Raw genomic sequence first — 12,025 nt, forward strand, 5'->3', positions numbered from 1 at the left:
TCCCCTGCAAGAAGGAGTAGCATTCGTGCGACACCTGTTGACCGCGCTCGTCCTCACCACATCGCTCACCCAGGCCGGAGCCGCGCTTGCCCAGACCCAGTTCGACGGCGTCTGGCTGTTCGACCACGCCGCGCCCAATCCCGGCGTCACCATGCTCCAGGTGGCGAGCGAGGGAACCCGCATCACCGGCGCGGTGACCACCAAATGGTATGGCCCGGTGACGATGCAGAATGCCCGGCTCGAAAAGGGCGTGCTCAGCTTCGAAGTGCGCAACCTCAACGATCGCGACCATCCGACCCAGACCTGGACCGTGCGGCGGACGCTCAAGGGCGTCCAGCTCGACGGCAAGATGTGGGAATCGAAGATCGACGCCGGCGGCCGCCGCGGCACGCTCCGCGAAGCCGAGGCGCGGGCCTTCCGCTTCCAGACGCTGCCGGCCTGGGCGCCGGTCGAACAGGCGCCGCTCGCCCCGACTCCTCCGATGGGCTGGAGCAGCTGGAACAAGTTCGCCGAGAAGATCGACGACAAGACGATCCGCGCCATGGCCGACGCGATGGTCGCCACCGGCCTGCGCGATGCCGGCTATCGCTATGTCAACATCGACGATGGCTGGCAGGGCACGCGCGGCCCCGACGGGCGCATCCGCCCGAACGCCAGCTTCCCCGACATGAAGGCGCTCGCCGATTACGTCCATTCCAAGGGCTTGAAGCTCGGCATCTACAGCTCGCAGGGGCCGCGCACCTGCGCCGGGTTCGAGGGCAGCTATGGCCATGTCCAGCAGGACGCGCAGACCTTTGCCGATTGGGGCATCGACTATCTGAAATATGATCTGTGTTCGGGCGAGTATTTCTACGCCGATGCCGACACCGTGAAGCGCAGCTATGCCGAGATGGGCGCGGCGCTGAAGGCGACCGGGCGGTCGATCGTCTATTCGCTGTGCGAATATGGCCGCTTCGACGTGGGCGCCTGGGGACGGCAGACCGGCGGGCATCTCTGGCGCACCACCGGCGACATCACCGACGATTATGCCACGATGGCGCGCATCGGCTTCGACAAGAACGGCAACGCCGCCTATGCCGGCCCCAACGGCTTCAACGATCCCGACATGCTCGAAGTGGGCAATGGCGGGATGTCGCTCGACGAATACACCACCCACATGACGCTATGGGCGATCTCGGCCGCGCCGCTGCTGATGGGGCATGACCTGCGCCAGACGCCGCCGGCGATGCTGGCGCTGCTCGAGAACCGCGAAGTGATCGCCGTCGATCAGGACGCGAAGGGCGTGCAGGGCAAGCCCGTGCGCAAGGACGGCACGCTCGAGATCTGGGCCAAGCCGCTCGCCGACGGCGCGGTAGCGCTGGCGCTGTTCAACCGCGGCGACGCCGCCGCGAAGATCGATGCGCGCGCTGCCGATGCCGGCTTCACGACGATCACGCACGCGCGCGACCTGTGGGCGGGAAAGCCGGTGGCGGCGGATGCGCTGGCGTTCGACGTGCCCGCGCACGGCGCGGTGATGCTGCGCCTGAAGGGCAAATAAGGGGCAGGGGCGCCGCGCGCGCGGCGCCCCTTTTCGGTCAGTCCGGCAGGACGACCACGACCGACAGCGCGCCGCTATTGCCGGTGAACTTGACGTCGTTGAACCCCAGCGTCAGCCCCGCGGCCTGGTCCGGGATGGTCACGCGCACGCCTTTGCCGACGGCGAACGGCCGGCCCATCAGCGTCCCCTTGGCATCGACGAACGCGCCGATCAGCGCGTGGGCGTTGGTGGGGTAGAGGATCTTGGGGGCATAGAGGCTGGGATAATATTTCTTCTTCGGGCCCGGCGTGTCGTTGACCGCGGTGCCGTCGATCCCCTCGGGCCCGACCGGCTTGCCATCGACCAGCGTCGTCGAGCCTTCGACCGGATAGATTTCGATCTTGGCGTCGGCATCGTTGACAAAGCCAGTGATCAGCAGCGGCGGCGCCTCGTCGCCCAGGCCATAGCCCATCTTCTTGTTCGCGCCGTTCAGCCACGGCCCGGCCCTGGCATCGACGCTGACCTGCTTCTCGCCGGCATAAGCGGGGAGGGCCGGCACCAGCAGGCCCAGCAGCGCGACCGAGCAAATCCTTGCGAGCGCGCTCATTGGACGGTCACCTTGGGTTCGGGCAGCGCAATCGTCACGATGATCTCGCCTTCATTGTCGGCATAGATGTCGTCGTTGATCCCCAGCGTGATCGCCACCGCGCCGGCGGGCGGCCGGGCTTCGCCCTGCGCGCCGATCAGGAACGGCTTGCCGACCACCCGGCCATCGGCGTCGACGAACGCACCGACCAACTGGTTGAGATGCGCGGGATAGCCCGCGGGATCGGCATAATAGCTCGGGAAGACGGTGCCCGAATTGCCGCGCGTGGCATTGGTCACATAGCCCGTCTGGCCCTCCGGCCCGAAACGCTCGCCCCCCGCCGCGGTGCTGGTCGCGCCGGTCGCGCTGAACGTGATCGGCAGGCCCTCGAAGAGCTTGCCGGCAAACACCGTTGCCGGGGCAGTGCCGTCGCCGCGGCCGAACGGCAGCTTGCGGTTCACGCCCGGGCTCCACGGCATCGCCCTGGCCGAGACCTTCACGGTGACGTCACGCGCCTGGGCGGGCACGGCCGAGAGCAGGGCGCCGGCGATTGTCGCGAGCGCAAGGTGAGGAAGATGCATTGCTTCGACCCCTAAAAAAATGGGCGGGTCGCCTGTGCTGCGCCCGCCCAGTTGAGGAACGATCGGTCTTGTTCTTAGAAGCGGAAGCGGGCGCTTGCCTGCACGGTGCGCGATTGGAGGCGCACGCCGAGCGGCAGCAGGTTTTCCTTGCCAAAGTAGCGATAGACGTCGGTGCCGAGCAGGTTGGTGGCTTCGAGCGATAGAGTCATGAACTTCACTGGCGTGATGTTCACGGCTGCATCTAGGCGCGAGGTGGCGTCATTATACCAGGAATAGGACGGCGTCTCGGTCCACACGAACAAGCGATAAGGCGAGCGATAATTGTATGCCACACGCGCGCTGAACTGCGGTGTATCGTAGAACAACGCCGCATTGGCGGTCCATTTCGAGGTGTTCAGCGCATCGAACGCGCCCGGGAAATCCTCAGGGTAGGGATATTCGATACGTGCCTTGAAGATATGGCTCGCATTGAGGCTTACACCGAAGTTCTTCCATATGCCGGGCATGAAGTCAAAGAAGCTCTGAACGGAGCCTTCCATACCGACAAAGGTGCCATCGCCAGCATTGCGAAGCTGCGAGATGAACCCGCTTCGGCCAGGCAGTCCGTATTCGGCAAGGTCCGGGGCGACCTCGCGGCTGTAGTAGAAGTAATTGGAAGCCTTCTTGTAGTAAGCCGCCAGGGTAATTGCGCCGCCGCGACCGAAATAATATTCCGCACTGGCGTCGAAAGCGTGCTCACGCTGTGCCTTCAAGTTCGGATTGCCGGCATCAACGTTAGGCGATGCATCCTGCGGATTGACGAAATAGAACGACCGCATATCATAGAAGCTCGGCCGCTGCACATTGGTGCTGTACGAAAGGCGAAGCTGTGCCTTGGGCGTAAAGTGCAGGATCGCCGTGGCGGTCGGCAGGACGTCTGTATAGTTGCCCTCGCCTGAAGACGGCGAGACCGTCAGCGTGTCGGCGTTGGTCAGCGGATCGCGGACGATGCGATAGCTGAAGCTGGTCGTGTCGCCCCAGGTGTTGACGTAACGCACGCCGACCAAGCCATCGACCGGGAAGCCGAGGTTCAATGCGTAATTGAGCTGCCCGTAATAGGCGAAGTTGTTCTCATGCGAACTGAAGGTCTGGCCCTGATCGCTCGGCGGATACTGGCTCGCAAAGCGCGCCGCGTTGCCCGGATCGGTCGCTTGGATATAGGCCCGGATCGCGTCGATGTTGTCGAGCGCCGTCTGACCGGGGATGCTGTACCATTGCGTGGTGACGTCGCCGATGGTCGGGCCGCTAAGCGTTGCCTCAGTACCGCCGGGGAAGCTGGTGAGCGGCGCATAGGTGCCGTTGACCCGCGGGAAGCCGTCACGGTAGCCATAATATCGGCTCGTCACACGACGGTTGTAGCGAGCGCCCATTTGGAAAGTACGAAGGAAGCTGTTGTCACTCAGTCGCAGCGTCAGATCCATCTGCGCGGCGATTTCCTTGTTCTTCGAGCCGCCCTTATTGTCCTGGAAGCGGTCGACGCCGTAATTGTTGACGTTGTTGAGGTCGACGCCGTTCAGCGTGATCGACGGCACGCCGCCCTTATACTGGTCCGACATGAAGTCGACCGAGACTGACGTGAGGCCATAAGGGCGCAGAATCTGCTCGACGAAGTAATTGCCTTCGTTGCTCTGGTTGTACTGTACGCTGGCGTTGATCTGCGCGCGACCGCTGCGCCAGTGCGTCTCGAAATTGCTCGTGTACAGATCCGAGTGGAACGAATTGTAGATGTTGTCGATGCCGGCAAGCGCGCCGTTCGGGTTGGTGATCGTCATCGAGCGGATGGTGACGTTGTCCGGCATCAGCACGATGTCGCTATAGGTCGAGGCGCCTTCGCGGTTGAGCGAATAGAGCTTGTTGATCGCCCGCTTCTCGCGCGATCCGATATAGCCGCCCTCCAGCACGAAATCGAGATTGTCGCTCGGCTTCCACTGGAACACCGCATTCAGTGAAGGCCGTGTCACCTGGCCCGATTCCTGGCCGTATTGGGTGCGATAGGGCACGATGATGTTGCGGTACTGCGCCGGGAGCCCAGCGAGCGGCGTATTCGCGAAGGGAACGCCGGCATCGTCGCCGCAGCACATCTTCGAGGGCGATTCGCTCTCGATATAGGTCTCTTGATAAAAGGTCTTGGTCCACGAACCATTGAGCAGGAAACCCATCTCGCCGATGCCGGTGTCGAACCGGTCTCCAATCAGCAAGCTGGCATAGGGGCTGACTTTCTCGGCCACATCGTCGTACGAGCCGCGAACGCTTCCTGCGACCGTCAAACCCTTCTTAAGGTCGAGCGGGCGTCGCAATTCGATATTGACCGTGCCAGCGATACCACCTTCAACCTGATCCGCAGAGCGCGTTTTGTAGACGTCCACCGCCTTGAGCAGTTCCGCAGGGATATCGGCAAGGTTGACTGAGCGACCATCGCCCAGATTGGTCTGGTTTCCGTTCACCGTGGTCTGGATTTCGGCCATGCCTCGGATCGTGATGCTCTGGCCCTGGCCACGCGCGCGATCGATCTGGACGCCGGTGACGCGCGACAGCGCCTCGGGGACGTTGTTGTCGGGCAGCTTGCCAACGTCCTCGGACACAACCGAATCGACGATCTGCTTGGAGTTGCGCTTCTTCTCATTGGCGGAGTCGATGCTGCCGCGAATGCCGACAACGACGATGTCGCTCGGGCGCGTGTCCGTTTCGTCGGTCTGCGTTTCCGTGGTTTCCGTCTGCTGCGCGTCGGTCTGCGCCATGGCCTGCGTGGCCGTCAAAGCGCCTGCCGAAACAGACGCCAGAGCAAGTGCCTTAACGAATAGTCCAAAACGATTGTCGGCTGGTTCCCGCATGTTATCTCCCCCTAATCTCGACCCAAGTGCTATACTATATAATGTATACTATATGGGCGAAACGCACTGTCAAGCGTTTGAAACAAACCCAAAGTCTCAAAATTTAGTTATAAATATCAGCTTGTTAACGCTGTTTATTGAGGTGAGTGTGGCCCGGTGGACACGTTCTGGAAAAACATTTTGATTCGTCCGTCCAGCGTTTCCAGCAAGGTTATTGCGCAGGAGCGCGCAACAGGCGTTGAATCGGCTTGCGCAGGACCAGGACCAGCGCGGCGCCGCCAAAGGCGATTGCCGCGTCGAGGCTCCAGAAGGCTGTGTTGCTCATCTGGTCGTAGAAGCTGCCGACCCAGCCCATCGTCACTGTCCCGACGAACAGCGACAGGAAGGCCGCGCCCATCAGCGTCGAATTGACCTTGGCGGGCGCCGACTGCGCGATCAGCCCGAGCAGGATCGGCCAGAACCACATGAACGCCACGCCCATCCCGACATAGCCGGCGAGCACCCACAGCACCGACACGCGCCCGTCGGGCCCGGCATAGAGCGCGCCCGCGGCGAGCAGCAGCGCCGAGACGCCGACGATGCCCGAGCCGATGCCGATCTTGGTGACGCTGCGCGGCTCGCTCCCGCGCCGTGCCTGCCAGCCCCATAGCAGGACGAGCGGCGCTGCGACGACGATGCTCGAAAAGGCGTCGATCGAATTGAACCAGCTCGCCGGGACCATGCCCAAGGGCGAGCGCAGATCGACATGCTGGTCGATCCACACGATGCCGATGTTCCAGATCATCGGATAGGCGATGTTGGCGGGGATGGTCAGCGCGATCAGCCCGATCAGCGTCCAGGTGCGGCGCTTCTCCTCGGGCGTCAGCGGCGGCAGCGCGGCGCGCGCGGCGCGCGCGGCGCGCTTGGTGGCGGGGTCGGCGAGGTGGCGCTGCCCGGCCAGATAGGTGGCGAGCGCGACCAGCATCAGCCCGGCGGCCAGCGCGAAGCCGGCATGCCAGCCATAGACCGCGGCGACGCTGCCGGTCGCGATCGGGCCGATCACCGCGCCGATATTGACGGCAGTCGCGAACACCGTGAAGCCGCGCGCGCGCTCCGATTCCGCATCGGGCGGATAGAGCGCGCCGACCTGGGCGGAGATATTGCCCTTGAGGCAGCCCGACCCGCAGATCAGCAGCACCAGCGCGATCAGGAAGCTCTCGTCGAACGACATCGCCAGATGGCCCGCAGCCATCAGCAGCGCGCCGAGGATCACCGTGCGCCGCGCGCCGAGCCAGCGATCGGCGAGCAGCCCCCCCAGGATCGGCGTGAAATAGACCAGCCCGGCATACCAGCCATAGATCAGCGAGGCGAAGGCGGCGTTCGACAGCGGCCCGCGGAATTCGAGGAGGTGGCGCAGCTGCGCCAGCCCCAGGACATGCTCGGCATGGTCCGGCAGCAGCAATTGCTTGAGGATGTAGAGCGCGAGCAGCGCCGTCATGCCGTAATAGGAAAACCGCTCCCACAATTCGGTCGCGGCGAGATAGGCCAGCCCCTTGGGATGCGCGGAGCGTCCGCCGCGCGCGATGGTTTCGACCGTCATTCTTCCCCCTGGCATGCTGCCGTTGGTCCGCCCTCCCGGAAGAGGCGGCGATTATGTCCTGTTGATGGCGGACCCGGCATAGCCCGGCGACCCGGGGACGTTCGCCGGCCGCGTCGCGCGGCCGGCGCGTCGCCGTCAGAAATTGACCGAGGCGCCGAAGAACACCGTGCGGCCGAGCGGGTCGTAGACGCCGGGATAGGTGTTGCCGTTGCCGAAGGCCGAGAGGATGCCCGCGGCGATCGCCGGCGGATCCTTGTCGAGCAGATTGTTCACGCCGGCGCGGAACACGAAGTTCTTGGTCACTTCGATCGAGCCCGAAAGATCGAAATAATTATAGGCGGCGATCTTGGCGTTCACCACGCTGGGCGTGCCGGCAAGGAAGGGGTTGCTCGACAGGCTCGAAAGCTCGGTGCCGCCCAGATAGCGCCACGACAGCGACAGCGTGGCATCGCCCGGCGCCTGCCAGGTGGTGCGCAGCACATGGCGCCAGGTCGGCGAAGGCTGGCCACAGGTATAGCCGAACTTGCCCTTGCAGTCATAGGTGCCGAGGCCCGGCAGCGGCTCGGAGACCTGCTCGGCCAGCCAGGTGCCGACCATGCTCAGATTGAGCTTGCCGAAGCTGCCGATGCCGAAGCCGTAATCGGCGGTGACGTCGATCCCGGAGGTCTGCAGAAACCCGGTGTTGAGCGTCGTCGAGATGATATAGCCGTCGGTGCCGAACAGCGCGCCCGAGCGCGGATCGCGCTTGAACAGCCCGCAATAATAGGGATCGCTGGTCGCCACGCACTGGCTGACGGTCAGCGACGGATCGACCGTGCCGATATAGTTCTTCACCTTGATATGGTAGTAATCGACCGACAGCGAGAGGTTGCGCACGATCTTGGGGGTCAGCACCGCGCCGATCGTATAGGTGTCGCCCTGTTCGGGCTTGAGCGCGAGATTGCCGCCGCCCTGGGCCGAGCAAACGTCGGACGGGCAGGCGATGATATGGCCATATTGGGTGGCACTCACGCCGGTCAGCGCACAGACGTCTGCCGAGGCCGCGGGGGTCGCGCCGGAGCACGGATCCTGCGCCGCGACGTTGCCGATCGACTGCGATCCGAACAATTCGCCGATATTGGGTGCGCGGATCGCCCGGTTATAGCTCGCGCGCAGCCGCAGGTCGGCGATCGGCGCCCAGGTGACTTCGCCCTTGTAGGTGAAGGCATTGTATTTCGAGCCGAGCCCGGTCGATTCCTGGCGATTGGTGTAGGCCGAATAGCGCATGCCGCCATTCAGCGTCAGCGCGTGCGCGAAGGGCAGGTTCTGCAGGATCGGGATCTCGATCTCGCCAAAGCCTTCGTTGACGCTGATCTCGCCGTCCGAATTGGTGGCGCCGCCCTGCTGGGCGATTTCGTCCGCGCTGAAGCGCAGCGTTTCCTTGCGATGCTCGGCGCCGAGCACGATCGCCACGCCGCTATCGGCCCAGGGGCTGCGGATGCCGAAGGTGCCCAGATCGCCGTTGAGGCTGAAATTGTAGATCGTCTGGGTGTTGCGCGCGCCGGTCTTGCTGGGTGAATAGAGATACTCGGCCTGCGCGCCGGTGAGGCCGTTGGCCTGGAACACGTTGATCGGGGTGCACGCCGGATCGGTGCCGTCGATTACCGATCGGCAGGTGGCGACCCCATTGACGCTGACGACGTCGAGCGCGCGCTGCGCCTTCACATTGTCGACGTTGTTCATATAGGTTTCGTCGTAGCGCACCAGCGACCGCACGAACGCGGCGTCATAGCTGAAGCCGTGGCCCAGATCGCCGCGCAGCCCGGCGGTGTAGCGGAAATCCTCGTGGCGCAGGTCGTCGCGGCGGGGCAGGGTGCCGTTGCCGCCGAGCCGGTAGCCGATCAGCGTATCCTCGGTGGCGTTGGTGCCCGCCGCGGCGCCGCACAAGGCCGCCTGCTGGCTGGCGCTCATCAGCGGGCTGTTGCACGGCAGAGTGAACGGGGTGCCGAGGAACAATGCCGAAGGGGCTGCCTGCGAGAAGGTGTGATCGCGCATGTACATGAAGCTGCCATAGACTTCGGCGATCGGCGCGATCTCGAACTTGGCAAAGGCGCCGGCGGTGTAGCGCTCGTCCGACCGCTGGAAGTAGTTGGTCGGCGCGTAATTATAGGCGAAGCTGTTGTCATAGGGCACCCAGGTCTGGCTGCCGTCCTTCGCATTGGTCAGGCCGACGCCCTGGTTCGGGCCGCCCAGCGGCGTGAAACTGCCATAGGGGGTGTTGCTCGATCCGCCGCAATTGAGTGCGGTGCCGGCATCGTCAGCCGCCTGGAGCGCGCAGGCAGAGACGTCACGGCTCGACTGGAGCACCGGATCGGCGTGGCGATAGCCGCCATAAACGGTGATGTTGCCGCGGCCGTCGGCGAAATTCTTGCCGAACGCTGCGTTGATGTCCTGCTTGGCGCCGTCGACGACGCTGCTCGAAGGCAGGTCATAGCCGCGCGCCGCGATGATCGAGCGGACGCCATCATTGTTGTTGCCGTGCTGCGCGAAGCCCGCCTGCGCGTCGAGCCGGAAGCCGTCGAGATGATCGCGCAAGATGAAGTTGACCACGCCCGAAAGCGCGTCCGAGCCATAGACTGCCGAAGCGCCGCCGGTGACGACGTCGATCCGCTCGATCAGCGCCGAGGGCACGAAATTGATGTCGATCGCCTGCGACGGCAGCATGCGCTGACCGTTGATCAGCGTCAGCACCCGGTTCGACCCGAGATTGCGCAGGTTGACGTTGGCGGTGCCGTCCGATCCGTTCGAGACATTGTCGTTCGCGTCGGCGGTGAACTGCGGCAGGCGATTGAGCACGCTCTCGACGGCCGTCGCGCCCTGATATTTGATCTCGTCGCTGCCGACCATCGTGATCGGGCTGTTGCTCTGCAGATCGGGGCGGCGAATGCGCGTTCCCGTCACCAGAATGGGATCGCCCTCGGGCGCGGATGCCTGGGTTTCGGGCACGCTGGGCGGCTCGGCCACCTGGGCCAGCGCGGTCGACGACAAGAGGGCGGAGACCATGACGGCAAGGCCGACACAAGTGCTGCTGGAACGCGCATTCATCGCCATGGCCAACTCCGAGGTGCTGATATTGACGGCCAAATTGCAACATAGTGAAAATCGTATGTCAAATATATTATACGATATTGCGCGGCGGTGCTGCCGAGGTTGCGCATGCGCAATGGCCTTACATCCCGCGCGCCCCGTCCCTAGGTTGCGGGGATGACGAACCTACTCCTGGCGGGCGCCACTGGCATGGTCGGCACCGCCGTGCTGACTCGGTTGCTGGCGGACCCTCGCGTCTCGGAGGTCGTCGCGCCGACGCGCCGCGCGCTCGCGCCGCATCCCAAGTTGCGCAATCCGATCGTGGCCAGCGCCGTCATCCCCGAGGATGCCGATTGGTGGGAGACCGATGCCGCGATCTGCGCGCTGGGGACGACACGCGCCAAGGCCGGATCGGCGGCCGCCTTCCGCGCGATCGACCATGACTTCGCGCTTGCCATCGCCACGCGGGTCCGCCAGGGCGGCGCGACCCGCTTTGCACTCACCTCGTCGATGGGCGCGGATGCGCGGTCACGATTGCTCTACACCCGCACCAAGGGCGAACTCGAGGACGCCATCGACCGCCTTCACTTTGCGTCGTTCACGATTGTGCGCCCCGGCTTCCTGAGTGGAAACCGCACGGACGATCGGCCGATGGAGCGGTTCATCGGCCGGGTGCTGCGCATCGCCGCGCCGATACTGCCCGCCGGCGCAAGGATCAGTCCTGCATCGACGGTGGCGGCCTTTCTGGTGGAGGCTGCGCTCGCCGGCGCGCCGGGCAGGCACATCGTCGGCCCCGCCCAGATCGCCCGCGCCGCCGAAAGCCAGGGCTGAATGCCGCGCAATCGCTATTACACCGGGCCGGTCAGCGACCATTTCGATGGTCTGCGCTTCTTCAATCCCGGCGAGCCCGACACCGATCGCACGCTGAGGCAAATCCTGCGCTGGCGGCGCTCGGTTCCCGACAATCCCTGGCCCGCTCAGGTCGCAGTGACGCCCGTCGTCCCCGATGCGCGGGTCGAGCGCTTGCGCGTGACGATGGTCGGGCATGCCACGCTGCTGATCCAGATCGCCGGGCTCAATCTCCTGACCGATCCGGTCTGGTCCGATCGCGCCAGCCCGCTCGCCTTTGCCGGCCCGCGGCGCGTGACCGCGCCCGGCATCCGGCTCGAGGACCTTCCGCCGATCGACGCCGTCCTTCTCTCGCACAACCATTACGACCATCTCGACATCGCGACGCTGAAGGCGCTGCACCAACGATGCGCCCCGCTGATCGTGACGCCGCTGGGCAACGACAGCATCGTCCGCCGCCATATCCGTGACGCGCGGATCAAGCCGGGCGACTGGGGCGACTGCTTCGAAATCGCGCCGGGTGCGCAAGTGCACATCGTGCCCGCCACGCACTGGTCGTCGCGCGGCCCCGGCGATCGGCGGATGGCGCTATGGGGTGGCTTCATGGTGCGGGCAGGGGGGCAGCTCGTCTATTTCGCCGGCGATACCGGCTATGGCACGGGCAGGATCTTTCGCGAGATGCGCGCGCGCTTCGGCCCGACCGATCTCGCGCTGCTTCCCATCGGCGCTTATGATCCGCGCTGGTTCATGGCGGCGCAGCACACCGATCCCGAAGAAGCCATCCAGATCATGCGCGATCTCGATGCGCGCGCGGCGATCGGCATCCATTGGGCCACGTTCAAGCTGACCGACGAGCCGCGTGACGAGCCGGCGGCGCGGCTTGCCGCCGGGGTTGCCGCGACCGGCATCGCGCCGGGTGCCTTTGTCGCGATGCAGCCGGCCGAGGTGGCGGCGTTCGGCTGACGGGGAGACCGCGGG

General features: G+C 64.8%; 8 protein-coding genes. 3 read left to right on the forward strand and 5 right to left on the reverse strand.

Features of this window, described 5'->3' with window-relative positions; genetic code table 11:
- The first annotated feature begins 25 nt into the window (after nucleotides 1–25).
- Nucleotides 26–1,537, forward strand: coding sequence for a glycoside hydrolase family 27 protein (locus AB2M62_RS02930; RefSeq protein WP_404337664.1), 1,512 nt, complete (start codon nucleotides 26–28; stop codon nucleotides 1,535–1,537).
- A gap of 37 nt (nucleotides 1,538–1,574) precedes the next feature.
- Here the strand turns inward: AB2M62_RS02930 and AB2M62_RS02935 are convergent, their stop codons facing one another.
- From AB2M62_RS02935 to AB2M62_RS02955, 5 genes are all read right to left on the reverse strand, one after another.
- Nucleotides 1,575–2,123, reverse strand: coding sequence for a hypothetical protein (locus AB2M62_RS02935; RefSeq protein ID WP_404337666.1), 549 nt, complete (start codon nucleotides 2,121–2,123; stop codon nucleotides 1,575–1,577).
- A complete protein-coding gene (locus AB2M62_RS02940; protein WP_404337667.1) occupies nucleotides 2,120–2,683 on the reverse strand; it encodes a hypothetical protein in 564 nt (187 codons plus the stop codon). Before AB2M62_RS02940 ends, AB2M62_RS02935 begins: the two co-directional genes overlap by 4 nt.
- 74 nt (nucleotides 2,684–2,757) lie before the next feature.
- The gene (locus tag AB2M62_RS02945) at nucleotides 2,758–5,478 is read right to left on the reverse strand and encodes a TonB-dependent receptor (RefSeq protein ID WP_404337669.1); all 2,721 of its coding nucleotides are present in this window, start codon (nucleotides 5,476–5,478) and stop codon (nucleotides 2,758–2,760) included.
- Between the two features lie 286 nt (nucleotides 5,479–5,764).
- On the reverse strand, nucleotides 5,765–7,132 hold the full coding sequence (locus AB2M62_RS02950; protein ID WP_404337670.1) for a peptide MFS transporter: 1,368 nt from the start codon (nucleotides 7,130–7,132) through the stop codon (nucleotides 5,765–5,767).
- Nucleotides 7,133–7,267: 135 nt separating this feature from the next.
- The gene (locus AB2M62_RS02955) at nucleotides 7,268–10,222 is read right to left on the reverse strand and encodes a TonB-dependent receptor domain-containing protein (RefSeq protein ID WP_404337672.1); all 2,955 of its coding nucleotides are present in this window, start codon (nucleotides 10,220–10,222) and stop codon (nucleotides 7,268–7,270) included.
- Between the two features lie 153 nt (nucleotides 10,223–10,375).
- On the opposite strand from AB2M62_RS02955, the gene AB2M62_RS02960 reads away from it, so the two are divergent.
- Together AB2M62_RS02960 and AB2M62_RS02965 are read left to right on the forward strand one after the other, a co-directional pair.
- On the forward strand, nucleotides 10,376–11,029 hold the full coding sequence (locus AB2M62_RS02960) for an NAD(P)H-binding protein (protein ID WP_404337673.1): 654 nt from the start codon (nucleotides 10,376–10,378) through the stop codon (nucleotides 11,027–11,029).
- Nucleotides 11,030–12,010: an MBL fold metallo-hydrolase gene (locus AB2M62_RS02965; protein WP_404337675.1), complete on the forward strand. Its 981-nt coding sequence runs from the start codon at nucleotides 11,030–11,032 to the stop codon at nucleotides 12,008–12,010.
- The last annotated feature ends 15 nt before the right edge of the window (nucleotides 12,011–12,025 follow it).

Origin of the sequence: Sphingomonas sp. MMS12-HWE2-04 (assembly GCF_044881185.1) — a bacterium.
Classification (GTDB): domain Bacteria; phylum Pseudomonadota; class Alphaproteobacteria; order Sphingomonadales; family Sphingomonadaceae; genus Sphingomonas.

What these genes read in the sequence shown, in the direction of transcription:
- AB2M62_RS02960 (WP_404337673.1), top strand. Translation starts at nt 10,376, where the DNA reads ATGACGAACCTACTCCTGGCGGGCGCCACTGGCATGGTCGGCACCGCC.
- AB2M62_RS02950 (WP_404337670.1), bottom strand. Translation starts at nt 7,132, where the DNA reads ATGACGGTCGAAACCATCGCGCGCGGCGGACGCTCCGCGCATCCCAAG.
- AB2M62_RS02940 (WP_404337667.1), bottom strand. Translation starts at nt 2,683, where the DNA reads ATGCATCTTCCTCACCTTGCGCTCGCGACAATCGCCGGCGCCCTGCTC.
- AB2M62_RS02955 (WP_404337672.1), bottom strand. Translation starts at nt 10,222, where the DNA reads ATGGCGATGAATGCGCGTTCCAGCAGCACTTGTGTCGGCCTTGCCGTC.
- AB2M62_RS02935 (WP_404337666.1), bottom strand. Translation starts at nt 2,123, where the DNA reads ATGAGCGCGCTCGCAAGGATTTGCTCGGTCGCGCTGCTGGGCCTGCTG.
- AB2M62_RS02965 (WP_404337675.1), top strand. Translation starts at nt 11,030, where the DNA reads ATGCCGCGCAATCGCTATTACACCGGGCCGGTCAGCGACCATTTCGAT.